This is a genomic window from Acidobacteriota bacterium (assembly GCA_019347945.1).
In the GTDB taxonomy this organism is placed as follows: domain Bacteria; phylum Acidobacteriota; class Thermoanaerobaculia; order Gp7-AA8; family JAHWKK01; genus JAHWKK01.
The window spans coordinates 189,139-204,119 of record JAHWKK010000002.1 but is presented as its reverse complement, the minus strand read 5'-3'; the positions used below and the strand labels follow the sequence as shown (position 1 = coordinate 204,119).

Below are 14,981 nucleotides of genomic sequence, written 5' to 3'. Positions count from 1 at the left end.
CGCGGGTATGTCGCTTCCGGCGGACCTTCACTTCAGCTTCCAGGGGTAACGGGGATCGGCGAGCGGGCGGAAGGCGTCCGGAAAGTGCCGCAGCGAGATGTGGTGTCGATCCCAGTCGATCGATACCACATCGAACCGGACCGCTGTGGGTGCCGGGCTCATCCGTGCGAGCTCGAGCGAAGCAGCGCGGATGATACGGAGCTGTTTGGTGCGATCGACCGCAGTCCAGCCGGCGCCGAGCCGTTCGGGTCCCCGCGTTTTGACCTCGACGAACGCAACGAGGCCGAAGCGGCGGACGATCAGATCGATCTCCCCCTGCTCGTTCCGCAAGTTGATCGCCAGAATCCGAAAACCGAGAAGACGGAAGTACCAGGCCGCGCGTCGCTCGCCCGCCCGCCCCAGTCCCGAGTGATCCGCCGGCTGCCCGCCGAACGATACGAGACTCTCCGCAAGGCGAATCCAGATCCTTTGCATGGTCTCCACGGCTTCACCTGCGATGGAAGTGTTTTTCGACGTCGACGTGTGCGATGTCGACGATGATCGGTCGGCCGTGCGGGCAGGCGAAGGGGTTGCTCGAGCGAAGCAGGGATGCAGCGAGATCCGACATCTCGGCCCCCGACAGAGGGCGGTGAACCTTGATTGCCGCCTGGCAGGCGAGCGATGCGACGATCCGATGGCGCACGCTTTCGAAAGCTCCGGACTCTTCGTCGGAGGCGACGTCGCCGAGAAAGGCGAGGATCCGCTTCTCGCTGAGGATGACCGGCACCGCGGCGATTCCGAAGGCGCCGGCTGAGAATCTCTCGATCTCGAACCCGACCTTTCTCAGCTCGTCGAGTCTCGAATCGAGCAGCGCCGCCTCGGCGGCCCCGCAGTCGTAGACGACGGGACTGAGCATTCGCTGCGACTCGAGACCCCGATCCCTCGACGCCTCGATGCGATCGTAGAGCACCCTTTCATGCGCGGCGTGCTGATCGATCAACCGGAGACCGGCCGGGATGTCGACGACGATGTAGCTGTGCCGGTACTGGCCGATGACCCGACCTTCGAGGTCGCCGAGCCGTCCGATTCCGGGCACCTCCGTCGTGGGCTCGGGCCGTGGTGGTTGGACGATCGATCCCTGGCGGAACAGCGGCGTCGCCCGGTACTCCGGCTCGGGAACATCCCATCGTCGTGGATCGAACAGCGGATTGTCTCGCTCGCGGATGGTCGAGGAGTCATGGTGTGACCGAGACCGGTCGCCCGTCATGAGGCCGGCGCCCGATTCGGGAGCCCCGAGAGCGGTCCGGACGCCCTTTTCGACGGTGACGAAAATCCGACCGGAGTCGCGAAATCGGACCTCCGTTTTCGCGGGATGAACGTTGACGTCGACTTCATCGCTGCGGACGCGGACGTCGAGAATCAGAGCGGGCTGTCTCGAATCGTCGAACGCATCGGTGGCTTTTCTCACGGCCTGGGTGATCACGCGATCCCGGACCATCCGGCCGTTGACGAAGGTGAACTGATGTTTGCGGCCTCCGATGTTCGACCCTCGGGCCACGAAACCGTGTACGTGGCAAGCCTCGGTTCCGAAATCGATCTCGCGGAGGTGGGGCTCGCAGCGCGCTCCGAGGATCTGGATCGCGCGCTCCCTCTCCGAGTGCATCGCAGGGAGATCGAGCACGAGTCTCTCGTTGTGTGTGAGGCGGAACGACACGGCAAAGTTCGGGATCGCATATGAGGAGACGACGGAGGTGATTCGTCGTAGCTCCGCGGAGGCGGTCTTGAGAAATTTGCGGCGGGCGGGGACGTGGACGAAGAGATCTTCGACGACGACCGTGGTTCCGCGATCGCGAGCCGCCGGGCGGACATCGGCGGGCTCGTCAGGCTGCAGCTGGGTGAGCTCGTGACCTCCGGGGCCGGATCCGTCACCTGTGATCATCCGGAACCGGGAGACCGAGGCGATCGACGGAAGCGCTTCCCCTCGGAATCCGAGCGTGGAGACGGAGAGCAGGTCCTCGAAGGTCTGGATCTTCGAGGTCGCATGACGACGTAAGGCGAGCACGGCATCCTGCTCGCTCATTCCGATTCCGTCGTCCGATACCTCGATCAGTCGTCGTCCGCCGTCGAGAAGCACGATCTCGATCGTGGAAGCCTCGGCATCGAGCGAATTCTCGACCAGCTCCTTGACCACGGATGCAGGTCTTTCGACGACTTCCCCCGCCGCGATCTGGTTGACGAGCTCGCGAGGAAGAACGCTGATACGGCTCGTTTCGTTGAGGTTTCCGGAGACCGGCATGTCCGTCTGAGGCCAACTCTCGGCAGGGGTGAAAATTCCGAAAATCTACGACTGTATTGTCTCAGAATGCCGATGGGTTCCAACCATTGTAGACATCGGTCGGCTGCGATAGAGTAGGAACCGATGGTGAAGCGCATCCTGGCGCTCCTGGGTCTGGCAGTCCTGATCGTGGTGGTTCTCGCCTTTGGCCGGGCCCTTTATGAACACAAAGTCGCATCGGACGGTGACCTCATCGTCGTCGCCGGTGCTGACGAAATCCTGTTCCTCAGTCACGGCACCTGAAGGAGGTTCTCACACGATGATGATCCATGAGCTCGTCAACCGACTTGCCGCACGCGAAGATCGCAAGGGCATCTTCGTCTCTCTCTATCTCGACACTACCGGCGGTGATGGTGCGAGAAAGGAGAAATTCAGAATCCTGGTCAAACAGGAGGTGCAGCAGTTGCGCGACGCTCTCGGCAACGGGTCCGGACAGGATGCAGAGGCGGCGATGACCGGAGTCAGCGACCGGATTCTCGAGTACATCGACGAGGAGCTCGAACCGGCAACGCGCGGCGTGGCGATTTTCGCCGCTCCGGGGGAGGATCTGTTCGAAGCGATCCAGTTGCGCGTACCGGTCGAGACGAGCCTTAGGATCGACAGCAGACCTCATCTCAGGCAGCTGATCGCGATCCGCGAAAAGCATCCTCACGTGATCGTTTTCCTGGCGGATGCACGATCGGCGAGGATCCACCGGATCGAGATGGGGGAGATCATCGAATCGGTGACGCTCGAGGACGACACGGTTCCCAGCCGAACGGATCAGGGGGGCTGGTCGCAGGCCAACATCCAGCGTCACGTTCAGGACCACATCGATCATCACCACAAGAGCGCGGCTGAACGGCTCGCCCGCATGGTCGAACAGAGGGCACCGGAAGCGGTTCTGCTCGCGGGCCAGGACCGCAACGTCGCGAACGTGGAGTCGTTTCTGCCGGCGCGGGTATCCGAGCGGCTGCTCGACCCGCTCCATCTCGACATGCGGGCCTCGAGTGAAGAGATCATCGAAGCGGCGGAAAAGCGGGTTGCGGAGCGCCGATCCGACGAGCTTTCGAGCCAGATCGAACAGCTCGAGGCGCTCGCTTCGGCCGATGGACGGGCGGCGGTCGGGTTCACGAATGTGCTGCGTGCGGCCAACGAGCGTCGAATCGACCGTCTGCTCGTTGCGGGACAAGCGGGTGGCCTCGGCTGGAAGTGCCCGAACTGCTCGATGATCGGCGAGAAGATTCCTCTCGGCTGTCCCTCATGCGGCGAGGGTGTGGTCACGGTCGATCTGGTCGAACAGCTCATCTCCAGCGTGCATGCCGACAATGCCCGCGTGTCGTTCTCCGACTCGCACGAGGTGCTCGACCGGCACGATGGGGTTGCAGCGCTGCTGCGGTTTTAGGGTTGGAGGTTGGAGGCTTGAGGTTCGAGGTTGGGGGTTAAGGGTCGGAATCGATTTCGCCCGCTGGTCGTGCTCGCGACGATTGCCTTCATTCTCGTCCTTCACGACTGGCCGCAGCCGCGGCATCGCGAGATCACAACGGCCGCAGCCATCACGGTCATCGAAGGATATCGCTCCGCCGTCTCCCCCCGCCTCAGAGGCCGCGTCAACTGCCGCTTCGAACCGACGTGCTCGCTCTACGGCCTGAAGACGATTCGGAGGAATGGAGCGCTCGTCGGCGGGCTGCGGACCGCCGGACGGATTGCGCGCTGCGGTCCCTGGACGCCGGCCGGCACCGTCGATCAGCCGTAAAAAGTTGGAGGTTGGAGGTTAGAGGTTGGAGAGACGGAATCGAATTCGCCCGCTTGCCGCGCTCGCGACGGTTGCGATCATTCCCGTCCTTCACGACTGGCCGCAGCCGCGGCACTGCAAGATCACGAAGGACGCAGACGATAACGGAGGGGTGGAGCTTAGTTGGAAGGCTGCCCAACGCACCTCAAACCTCACACCCCGATCCTCGAACCTGGTTCTCAGAACGCGTCGAGGATGTACTCGAGCGGATTGACCGGCTGTCCGTTGACACGAACCTCGTAGTGGAGATGGGGTCCGGTGGAACGTCCGGTCGATCCGACGTAGCCGATGGTGTCGCCCCGTTTGACCTTCTGTCCAGCCTTGACAGCGATCTTCGAGAGATGGCCGTATCGAGTCGAATAGCCGTAGCCGTGCGAGATGTAGATGACCTGCCCGTAACCGGATGCCCAGTTCGCCTTGACGATGATGCCATCGGCGGGCGAGGTGATCGGAACGCCGCTATTGGTCGAGATGTCCACCCCGCTGTGGCTCGTCATCTTCCGGTTGAACGGATCCCGGCGCATGCCGTAGCTGTCGGTGAGGATGCCGCGAACCGGCGCGATCGATGGTGTGCTGGAAAGGAGCCGGTGCTGGCTGAGAAGCTCGTTCTCGAGAATCGAGAGGTCGGTGTGGAGGCTTCGCGAGCGGAAGCTCATCTGGTCGACTTCATCCATCCACTTGCCGGTCGCTTCGCCATCCATCGAGAGACCGCCGACGCCACCCTGCTGCCGGAGGTCTTCGGGCGTGATTCCCGCAACGATCGCCAGGCGACGTGTTCTCTCTTCGACCGCATTCAGCTCGGCCCGCAGCGACTCGATCGAGCGTCCGAACTGGTCGTTGGAGGTCTGAAGCTCCCGGTTTTCCTGACGGATCCGGTTCAGCTCGGAGGTCCGCGACAGGGTGTTGAAGTACTGGAAGGAGAACCATCCCGAAAGAATCAGCGAGACGGTCACGACGGTCGCAGCGGTTGCGAGAACGCGGTGCGAGACCCGGATTTTCCGGAATTTCGCGCGCGCATGTGGAACGAAGACGATGGTTGAAAATCGTTTGTTCATTGACTCCCCGAGTTGGCGTTCCGTGCGTTGTTGCCGCGCTGAACGCCGTGAGGTGGACCGTTATTCTACGTCGTCGAAGACCATTGTCAACCGTAATTCTGCCTGACGCAAAGACTTAAGTGGTGCTTCGGTTTATTGAAGAGCCGATGCAGTCGCATGAATTCAGCATTTTTTGGACAAAATATGCTTCAGCACAATTTTATGGCATTCGCCCCTGCGCCCTTCCGCCCCCGTTGACACCACGAGGGCATCTGCTTATTCTGCGCTGCGGCCCGCCCTCGCTCCCACGGAGACCCGATGAAAGAGAAGAAGAGCATCCTCGACGCCGCACGCATGAACCGCGCAATCAGCCGGATGGCGATCGAGATCGTCGAGGGAAACCGAGGAATCGAAGACCTCGTGATCGTGGGCATTCGAAGCCGAGGCGTTCCCCTGGCGGAGCGAATCGTGGAAAAGATCGAGGAGACCGAAGGGGAGGTCGTCCCGCTCGGGATTCTCGACATCACCCTGTACAGGGATGACCTCACGACCGTGGCTCCACAACCGGTCGTGAAGCCGACCTCGCTTCCGATGATCGAAGGGAAGAATGTCATCCTGGTCGACGACGTGCTCTACACCGGACGGACCGTTCGGGCGGCGCTCGACGCGCTCGTCGATTTCGGACGGCCGAAAGTCGTGCGGCTCGCCGTCCTCGTCGATCGAGGCCACCGCGAGCTTCCCGTCCACGCGGACGTGATCGGAAAACTCGTGCCGACCGACAGGTCCGAAGTCATCAAAGTGAAGGTCAAAGAGATCGACGGCGATGACGAGGTGCTCATCATGGAGAAAGTTTGAGGACAGCAGCGAAGGCGCTCCGATCGAAGGATCTTCTCGGTATCGAGCCCCTCACCGCCGATGAGATCGAACTGATTCTCGACACGGCGGAAGGTTTCAAGGAAGTCAGCGAACGGCCTGTGAAGAAAGTCCCGGCGCTGAGAGGTCAGCTGGTCATCAACTTCTTCATGGAGGCTTCGACCCGAACAAGGGTCTCCTTCGAGATCGCCGAGAAACGGCTCTCCGCCGACACTCTCAACTTCAGCGCATCCGGCTCCTCGGTCGAGAAGGGAGAGACGCTTCTCGACACGGCGATGAACCTGATGGCGATGAGTCCCAATATGATCGTCATCAGGCACAAACATGCCGGCGCGCCCCATATCCTCGCCGCGCGGCTTCCCGCTTCGATCATCAATGCCGGCGATGGTCCTCACGAGCATCCCACCCAGGCACTGCTCGACGCTTTCACGATCCGCGAACGCCTCGGCCGGCTGAAAGATGTCGCAATCTCGATCGTCGGCGACATCGCCCATTCCCGAGTGGTCCGCTCCAATATCCACCTGCTGACGAAAATGGGAGCGAAGGTGACGCTCTCGGCACCGCCGACGCTGATGCCGGCAGAGATCGAGAAGTTCGGTGTCCGCGTGGTCCACTCGCTGGACGAGGCGCTCGAAGGGGCCGATGCCGTGATGATGCTCCGGATGCAGCTCGAGAGGCAGGGCTCGCTCCGATTCCCGTCGCTTCGCGAGTACTTCAACACGTTCGGCCTCACCCCTGAGCGGCTCAAGCGGGCGCGTCCCGACGCCATCGTGATGCATCCGGGACCGATGAACCGCGGCGTCGAGATCGCCTCCGACGTTGCCGACGGCCCGTGGTCGGTGATCCTCGACCAGGTGACCAACGGTATCGCGGTCCGGATGGCCGTGCTCTATCTGCTGTCGGGCGCCAGGCTGGAGCTCGGCGAATGAAGGATCTTCTGATCAGAAACGGCAGGATCATCGATACCGCGAACGGAACCGACACGGAAGCGAACCTGCTGATCCGCAAGGGGCGGATCGAGAAGGTCGGGTCGAAGGCGAATCCCTCGGGGATCCAGACGATCGATGCGAAGGGAAAGATCGTCGCGCCGGGCTTCATCGATCTTCACACTCACCTCCGCGAGCCAGGATTCGAGCACAAGGAGACGATCCGGACCGGAACGGCGGCAGCGATCCGGGGGGGATTCACCGCCGTTTGTGCGATGGCGAACACGCTCCCTCCGAACGACGAGCGTGCGGTGACCGAGATGATTCTCGCCGAGGCGAATCGCAACGGACTTTGCCGCGTCTATCCGGTCGGGGCGGTGAGCAAGCGCCTGGCCGGCGAAGAGATCGCGGAGATGGCCGATCTTGCAAAAGCCGGGTGTGTTGCGTTCAGCGATGACGGCCGCCCGGTGATGAGCCCGCTGCTGATGCGCCGGGCTCTGGAGTACAGCAGCATGCTCGGCCTGCCGATCTCGGTGCATCTCGAAGACCTCGTCCTGGGCGAGTCGGGAGTGATGCACGAAGGCTATTATTCGACGCTGCTCGGGATGGTCGGGATGCCGGCGGCATCCGAGGAAATGATGGCATGGCGGGACGTGGTGCTGGCGGCGATGACGGGGGGGCGGCTCCACATTGCCCATCTGTCGACCGCGGGAGCGATCGAAGCGGTTCGTTACGGCCGCGCGCACGGCGCGAAGGTGACGTGTGAGGCGACGCCACATCACCTCGCATTGACCGACGCCGAGCTGGTCAGCTATTCGACCTCGCTCAAGATGAAGCCGCCTCTTCGCTCCCGTGAGCATGTGGATGCGTTGATCAACGCGATCGAAGACGGAACGATCGATGCAATCGCCACCGACCACGCGCCGCATCATCCGGACGAAAAAGACGTGGAGTTCGACCTCGCGCCGTTCGGCATCATCGGTCTGGAGACGGCGTTCGCGGTGTCATGTGAGGCGCTGGTGCATGGAAAACGAATCGGTATCGAGCGGCTCATCGAGCTCCTGACGAGCGGGCCGGCTGCGGCGTTCTCATTGCCCGGCGGCCGATTCGATGAAGGAGAGGCCGGCGATGTGACCATCGTCGACCCGGAAGCCGAGACGAGCTTCGAGAAGTTCCAATCGAAGGCGGTGAATTCGCCCTTCCGCGGAAAGTCGTTCCGAGGCAGGGTGGAGGCGACCATCGTCGGAGGAGAGGTGCGGTACGCAATTGATGAAGAGAAATCGAGAACCGGACGAAAAGCCCCGGCAGGTTCCGGCCGGAAGCGCGCCAGGCGGTGAAGGCGCAGGCCGCCGGAAGAGGATCGTCATCGTCGACGACTCTCCGGCATTCTGTGACCTGTGGGAGAACACGCTGTGCGAGCGCTATGGAGACATCGCCGAAGTCGAAACGTATCGGCATCCTTATGATGCGCTTCCAGCGATCGATGAGTCGATCGATCTGCTGATCGTCGACCTCGAGATGCCCGGGATGGACGGGCAGAAGTTCGTCGCATACGCGCGCCAGAGGAACGTCCCACCCCGAAGGATCATCGTGACCTCGTCTCATCACGCGGACGAGCTGCACCGCCGGTTCCGCATCGGAGAAGCCATTGCGGTGATCAACAAGACCGAGCCGAAGCAGCAGGAAGCCTTCATGATGATTCTCGATTCCGTAATGAGAAAGTAGCTGCCCGCGCGCGCGTTGTGATGGAATAGTCGGGAGAAGGCAACGCTCCAGGCGACGGAGAGAAAGGTGAAAGCGTGACGGCGGCAACGACTGCGAAAGCGGCAGGCAACGAGGCTCTCGGCCTCAACGACCTCCTGACGTTCATGGCCCAGCATCAGGCCTCGGATCTTCATCTGAAACCGATGAGACCCCCTCTTCTCCGGATGCGGGGGCAACTGGTGCCCGTGAAGATGGAACCGTTGAAGCCCGCGGATCTCGAGCGAATGCTCCTGCCGATTCTCACGCCCCGGCAGCGGAACGTCTTCGACGAGAAGAATTCGGTCGACGTCGGATACGGTGTCCCGGGAGTCGCGAGGTTCCGCGGAAACCTCTACCGCCAGCGTGGAACTGTGGGAGCGGTGTTCCGACGCATTCCGATCAATGTCCAGTCGATGGAGGACCTCGAGCTTCCTGATTCGCTCGATTACTACACCGAGATTCCCGACGGCCTCGTGCTGGTGACCGGACCGACCGGGAGCGGTAAATCGACCACGCTGGCGGCGATGATGCGCCGGATCGCCGACCGCGAGCCGCTTCACATCGTGACCATCGAAGACCCGATCGAATTTCTCATGCAGGATGCCGTCGCGGCGATCTCTCAGCGTGAAGTCGGTACTGATACGCCGAGCTTCCGGGAAGCGCTCCGCAACTCGATGCGGCAGGACCCGGACGTCATCATGGTCGGCGAGATGCGCGATCCCGAAACGATCGAGACGGTCCTTACAGCTGCCGAGACCGGCCACCTCGTCTATTCGACTCTCCATACGAACAACGCGGCCCAGACGATCGACCGGATCGTCGACTCCTTTCCGGCCGACCAGCAGCAGCAGGTGAGGGGACAGCTCGCTCTCGTCCTGCGCGGAATCATTTCGCTCAAGCTCGTCAAAACGATCGACGGGAAGATGACGGCCGCCGTCGAGATCCTCCGGAACACTCCGAAAATCGCCAAGCTCATCGAAACGGGTGCCACCAACGAGATCATGGAGGAGCTCGAAGGCTCGGTTTCCTTCTTCAGGATGCAGTCGATGAACCAGTCGCTGATGGCGCTTCTCGTCCACCAGCGAATCTCGTACGAAGATGCGATGGAGCTGACGAGCGAGCCGGAAGACTTGTCGCTGAAACTGCGAAAGATGTTTCCCCAGATCGAAGAGCGAGTACGAACGGGAGGTGGAGACGTGCCGAGCAAAGCCGATTTCTCACAGATCGCCGAGCTGATGGACATCAAGGAACGCTTCGAGGAACAGGAGGAGAAGTTCAAGCTCCGGATGCTCGAAAAGGACGAGGAGATCTCCAATCTCCGTCAGGATTTCGAATATCAGATCAACGCGCTCAAAGAGCGGCTCGAGACACCGAGCGGGGATGGCGAAGAGCTCCAGAAACTTCGCGCGGAGAACGAGAGGCTTCGTTCCGAGGGTCAGGCCAAGATTCAACAGCTTCAGGAGCGGATCCGCGAGCTCAATCAGAAACTGATGGCGAAGTGAGGAAGGATTGCCGACCGCCCCCTCCAGAGACCTCGAAACTTTTCCCAATCCGAGACCCGGGCGCGATTACGAGATTGCGTTCGACACCAGCGAATTCACCTGCGTATGTCCGATGACCGGGCAGCCGGATTTCGCACGGATCAGCATCCGATACGTTCCCGACGAGTTGTGTGTCGAGCTGAAGTCGCTCAAGCTCTATCTCTGGTCGTATCGTGACGAGGGAGCCTTCCACGAGGCGGTGACCAACCGGATCCTCGACGATCTGGTCGGTGCCGTTTCCCCCCGATGGATGGAAGTGAGAGGAGACTTCCAGATTCGCGGTGGGATCCGGACTGTGGTCACGGCTCGTCACGGATCGAGACCGGAGGCGGCCGGCTGATGAGCCAGAGCGCCGGCGGCGAATTCGAACCGCTTCCGAAGACCGACCTCCGCTCCCGTTTCCGTGCTCTCGTCATCGAGCGGTTTCCGTTCGCTCTCGGGCTCGCGCAGGTCGCCTTCGAGAACGCGATGGACGCCTCCTCGGGCAATCCCGAACGGAACCCCGAGGCGATTCGCTCGTTCGGCAATCACCTTCGTCACGCGCTGTCCCATCTGTTCGAGCGCTCGAATGCGCGCAATCTCGAGGGGACCTCGATCGACGCCGAAGTGACCCCGCGCGTCACTACAGGCAAGCGACTCGAGATCGCGCTCGACCAGCTCATTGACGAGGCGGGATCGTTCATCGAGAGAGAGGCGATCCGCGCGTCGCTCCGCCCGGAGGAACGGATCGAGATCCTTCGCGGGATGCTTCTGACGCGAGCCACCGACAACCGTCTCAAACAGTTCTTCTCGAGCGGCGAGGTCAAGTTCGAGGGGGCTCCGTTTCAGGGCAAGGGCTTCCGCTCGCTCGGCCAGGAGGCGATTTATGCGGCACCGCTGAGGCTGCGTCGCGGGGCAGCGCTCGAGATCGGCGGAGAATGGACCGGAGATGTGATCGCTCCCCTCATCCGTGACCTCGGAGCGGCGCTCGCCATGTCTCCCGACGGCGATACCGTCCGGATGGTTCTCAACGCTCAGATGGGCAAAGCCGGCCCGCCGATGAACGGGAAGGATCTGCACATCGGCCGATGGGACCGCGGAATCCTTCCGGCGTCGGCACCGCTCGCGATCTCGTCCGCCACGATCGCGGGGGTCGCGATGGCGTTTGCGCGGCAGGGGACCGGCCGGGTCGCGGTGTCCTTCATCGGAGAAGGAGGGACCTCCCTCGGAGAATGGCACGAGGCAATCAACGTCTGTGCCGCACGAAAACTACCGGCGATCTTCTGTGTGCAGAACAATCAGACGGCCCTCTCGACTCCCCTCGAAGACCAGACCGCCGTCCGCTGCTTCGCCGACAAGGCCCTTGGTTACGGGCTCCCGGGCGTAACGGTCGATGGAACCGACCCGGACGGAATCGCCGCTACCTTCGCCTGGGCTGCCGGTCGCGCTCGTGACGGAAAAGGTCCGGCGCTCATCGAGCTCGTCGCCATGCGGATGTGTGGTCACGCTCATCACGACGACATGCTCTATCACGGTCGGGAGCAGCTTCCCGGCTGGAGCTATCCCGAGCTGACCGATCAGGGCTATGCCGATCGCGACGCATGGGACTACTGGAGCAGGCGAGATCCGATCGACCGGTACGCCGCGCTTCTGATCGGTGACGGCGTCATCGACGAATCCCAAACCGAGGAATGGATGCGGGAGGCGACCGAGCTCGTCCAGTCGGAAGCACAGAGGGTAATCGACGCGGACTGGCCCGACGAGTCGGAGGCAGGGCGCGGTGTGACCTTCGACGACGAGCCTCAGAGACACTTCGAGGTTCTCGACCGCCTGCAGGGGACGCCCGCGAAGGCTTCCACACCCGCTCTGGAGCCGATCGAGACCGATCCGTCGGGAGCGACCTTTCTCGATGCCGTGATGCTCGGGGTTCGCGATGCTCTCGTGGCCGACGATCGGGTTTTCGTTTACGGAGAAGACGTCGGCGGGAAGTACGGAAATGCATTCCTGCTGCTGAGACCGTTGCTCGAGGAGTTCGGCGAACGGATCGTCAACTCGCCGCTGTCCGAGGGGGGGATTCTGGGAGTCTGCGTGGGCGCGGCGCTCGGCGGGCTCCGGCCGATCGGCGAGATTCAGTTCAACGACTTCGTTGCAACAGGGTTCAATCAGCTCGTCAACAACGCCGCGAAGACCCGATACCGGTGGGGAGGCGAGGTTCCGATGGTCGTACGGATGCCGTGGGGCGGGCTGCGGCATGCAGGTCCTTACCACAGCCAGAACACCGAGCCGTGGTTCTACCGGACCGCCGGGCTGCGGATCGTCGTACCCTCGACCCCGCGCGACGCCCGGGCATTGATGGCGGCGGCCGTCGCCGATCGCGATCCGGTGCTCTATTACGAGCACATCGGCCTCTACCGCGATCCTCGGATTCGCCAGTCGATCGACGATCCGGAGCCGGTCGGGATCGGGCGGGCGGCGCTGCGCCGCGCCGGCTCGGATCTTCTGATCATTTCGTGGGGTGCGTTCGTCCATCGCGCGCTGGCGGTGGCCGCGAAACTCGAGGGGGACGGGGTCGAAGCAGCCGTGCTCGACCTGCGGACTCTCGCGCCGCTCGACGTCGACAGCGTTCTGACGATGACGAGGCACTGCAGTCGTGTGCTGATTCTTCAGGAGGATTCGAAGCGGGGGAGTGTCGGGGAGTCGATCGCGTCGATGATCCAGGAGCAGGCTTTCGACTGGCTCGACGCGCCGGTGAGGGTCGTCGGCTCGCTCGATACCCCCGTGCCCTATTCGCCGCCGCTCGAGCGCGCCTATCTCCCTTCGCTCGAGCTCATGACCGCCGCCGCACGAAAGGTGCTCGAGTATTAGGCGAAAAATTAGTGACGAGCGGCGAGCGGTGAGCGACGAGCGCGCTTGCAGGCTCTAACCGATGGTGACCTTGGGCGATGCAATTCTAGCGAGCCGCGATCCTCGAGATCGAGCCTGAAACCCGCGACCATCCGGGCGGGGGCTTGGCGTGTCAGCTGGCCAAATCCCGCTAGCTCGCGGCTCACCAGAGGCTCGCCCTCCCGGTATGGCGGGACCTCGCGCAAGCCCGGGCCCGCGTCGCTCGCCCGCTCGCCGCTCTCCTCCGCGAATAACCCATCCGGTTCCCTCGTTCCTCGCGGCGATGGAAGAGACGGTGGAAAGGGCTCCGAGAAAGGTCTCGATGATCTCGCTCGGGTGCCCCAAGAATCTCGTGGATGCCGAGATCATGCTGGGACAGCTCCGCGCGGCCTCCGAGGTCGAGATCACCAACGACCCCGGCAGCGCCGATGTCGTGATCGTCAACACCTGCGGGTTCATCGACGCCGCGCGGCAGGAATCGGTCGACACGATTCTCGAGGCGGCACAACTCAAGTCGGGAGCTGCTAAAAGGCTCGTCGTCACCGGCTGCATGGTGCAGAAGTACCGTGCGGAGCTGCAGGAGTCGATCCCCGAGATCGACGCATTCGTCGGACTCGACCATCTCGAGAAGATCTCCGAAGCGGTCACCGGTGACGTCGACGCGGCTCCGGTGAAGCGACGAATGTCGAAGCGGCTCTACGAAGATCTCCCGCGCGTTCTCGCCCAGGGGGCTCCCCACGCGTATCTGAAGGTCTCGGAAGGCTGCTCGAACGCCTGCACGTTCTGCGCGATCCCGCAGATGAGAGGAAAGTTCCGCAGCCGCGGCATCGACTCGCTCGTTCGTGAGGCGCGCCAGCTCGAGGAGGCCGGTGCGATGGAGCTCTGTCTCGTCGCTCAGGATACGACCCGGTACGGGGAGGACATTGGCCTCGGGAGCGGACTGACTCGCCTCGTCGAAAGGCTTCTCGCCGAGACTGGTTTCGAGTGGATCCGATTCCTCTACGCATACCCGGGAAGTCTCGATTGGAGCCTTTTCGAGCTGATGGGAAAAGAGAAACGGTTCGCCTCGTATTGCGACATTCCGCTGCAGCACGTTTCGGAAGAGGTTCTTCGGGTGATGCGCCGGCCTGGCTCAGCAGACGAATACCGGAAGATGATCGACCGGATGCGCGAGCTCGTTCCCGATCTGTCGCTGCGGACGACCTTCATCACGGGGCACCCGGGCGAGACCACCCGTGCCTTTCGCGAGCTCGAGAGCTTCGTGGAGTGGGCGAGAATGGAACAGGTCGGCGTCTTCAGTTACTCGTCCGAAGAGGGAACGCCTGCAGGACGGATGAAAACATCGGCGCGGCAGACGGCCGATCGCCGGCGCGACGCCCTGATGGAGATGCAGCAGGAGATCTCGCTCGAGCTGAACCGGGCCCGCGTCGGGCGCAGATTCGATGCAATCGTGACCGGGGTCTGCTCCGAGACCGAGCACCTTCTCGAAGGGCGGCTCGTTTCGCAGGCACCCGAGATCGACGGACGGCTCCTGATCAATGACGGAATCGACCGGCTGGGTGCGCTCCCGTCATTCGCACGGGTCGAGGTGAGCGACGCGCATCCGTACGACCTCGTTGCGGCCGTCGTTTGAAGAGGGTTGCCGGTTGCCAGTTGCCGGTTGCCGGAGGGTTGCTCCACTGCATGAATTTGCACCGTCAATTCACGAGCGTGCCCCAGTCCTTCGTCGCTTTGCTCCTCCTAATGAAACGACGACGAAATTGCGTGGACTTCGACCCTTGCCCACCCCGACCGCCCGCTCGGGACGACGTCGGTTTGAGTATGGGTGCGGAGTTTTGCGGGCTCCGGTTTTCATTCCAGCTTCACCGGCGCAACGCGCCGGTCAATTACTCAAGATGACGAATGTTTGGGTAG

Annotated in this window: 14 protein-coding genes; 11 read left to right on the top strand and 3 right to left on the bottom strand. The window is 62.5% G+C overall.

Annotated elements, in window-relative coordinates; genetic code table 11:
- Positions 1-27: 27 nt before the first annotated feature.
- Complete coding sequence (locus KY459_02405) at positions 28-474, bottom strand: YraN family protein (protein MBW3563554.1); 447 nt, start codon at positions 472-474, stop codon at positions 28-30.
- Positions 475-487: 13 nt separating this feature from the next.
- On the bottom strand, positions 488-2,275 hold the full coding sequence (mutL, locus tag KY459_02400; protein MBW3563553.1) for a DNA mismatch repair endonuclease MutL: 1,788 nt from the start codon (positions 2,273-2,275) through the stop codon (positions 488-490).
- Positions 2,276-2,398: 123 nt separating this feature from the next.
- Here mutL and KY459_02395 point away from each other — a divergent pair, with 123 nt between their 5' ends.
- The 3 genes from KY459_02395 to yidD all read left to right on the top strand — a co-directional run bounded on the left by KY459_02395 (position 2,399) and on the right by yidD (position 4,049).
- Positions 2,399-2,557: a hypothetical protein gene (locus tag KY459_02395; GenBank protein ID MBW3563552.1), complete on the top strand. Its 159-nt coding sequence runs from the start codon at positions 2,399-2,401 to the stop codon at positions 2,555-2,557.
- Positions 2,558-2,573: 16 nt separating this feature from the next.
- Positions 2,574-3,698 carry a hypothetical protein gene (locus tag KY459_02390; protein MBW3563551.1) on the top strand — a complete coding sequence of 375 codons (1,125 nt, stop codon included), beginning with the start codon at positions 2,574-2,576 and terminating at the stop codon, positions 3,696-3,698.
- A 150-nt stretch (positions 3,699-3,848) separates the two neighbouring features.
- Entirely contained in the window at positions 3,849-4,049 is a 201-nt protein-coding gene (yidD, locus tag KY459_02385; protein ID MBW3563550.1) for a membrane protein insertion efficiency factor YidD, read from the top strand.
- A 218-nt stretch (positions 4,050-4,267) separates the two neighbouring features.
- Here the strand turns inward: yidD and KY459_02380 are convergent, their stop codons facing one another.
- Positions 4,268-5,143: a peptidoglycan DD-metalloendopeptidase family protein gene (locus KY459_02380; GenBank protein MBW3563549.1), complete on the bottom strand. Its 876-nt coding sequence runs from the start codon at positions 5,141-5,143 to the stop codon at positions 4,268-4,270.
- 297 nt (positions 5,144-5,440) lie between these two features.
- Between KY459_02380 and pyrR the strand changes: the two genes are divergently transcribed.
- The 8 genes from pyrR (at position 5,441) to rimO (ending at position 14,700) form a co-directional block, all read left to right on the top strand.
- The gene (gene pyrR, locus KY459_02375; protein ID MBW3563548.1) at positions 5,441-5,977 is read left to right on the top strand and encodes a bifunctional pyr operon transcriptional regulator/uracil phosphoribosyltransferase PyrR; all 537 of its coding nucleotides are present in this window, start codon (positions 5,441-5,443) and stop codon (positions 5,975-5,977) included.
- Positions 5,974-6,924 (top strand): aspartate carbamoyltransferase catalytic subunit, encoded by a 951-nt coding sequence (locus tag KY459_02370; GenBank protein ID MBW3563547.1) that lies wholly within the window; start codon positions 5,974-5,976, stop codon positions 6,922-6,924. The genes pyrR and KY459_02370 overlap by 4 nt, the downstream gene beginning before the upstream one ends.
- A complete protein-coding gene (locus tag KY459_02365) occupies positions 6,921-8,258 on the top strand; it encodes a dihydroorotase (GenBank protein MBW3563546.1) in 1,338 nt (445 codons plus the stop codon). Before KY459_02370 ends, KY459_02365 begins: the two co-directional genes overlap by 4 nt.
- On the top strand, positions 8,191-8,646 hold the full coding sequence (locus KY459_02360; GenBank protein ID MBW3563545.1) for a response regulator: 456 nt from the start codon (positions 8,191-8,193) through the stop codon (positions 8,644-8,646). Before KY459_02365 ends, KY459_02360 begins: the two co-directional genes overlap by 68 nt.
- A gap of 74 nt (positions 8,647-8,720) precedes the next feature.
- Entirely contained in the window at positions 8,721-10,166 is a 1,446-nt protein-coding gene (locus KY459_02355; protein MBW3563544.1) for a PilT/PilU family type 4a pilus ATPase, read from the top strand.
- Positions 10,167-10,173: 7 nt separating this feature from the next.
- Entirely contained in the window at positions 10,174-10,545 is a 372-nt protein-coding gene (gene queF, locus KY459_02350) for a preQ(1) synthase (GenBank protein MBW3563543.1), read from the top strand.
- Complete coding sequence (locus tag KY459_02345; protein ID MBW3563542.1) at positions 10,545-13,049, top strand: hypothetical protein; 2,505 nt, start codon at positions 10,545-10,547, stop codon at positions 13,047-13,049. The genes queF and KY459_02345 overlap by 1 nt, the downstream gene beginning before the upstream one ends.
- A gap of 313 nt (positions 13,050-13,362) precedes the next feature.
- The gene (gene rimO / locus KY459_02340; GenBank protein MBW3563541.1) at positions 13,363-14,700 is read left to right on the top strand and encodes a 30S ribosomal protein S12 methylthiotransferase RimO; all 1,338 of its coding nucleotides are present in this window, start codon (positions 13,363-13,365) and stop codon (positions 14,698-14,700) included.
- Positions 14,701-14,981: the final 281 nt, after the last annotated feature.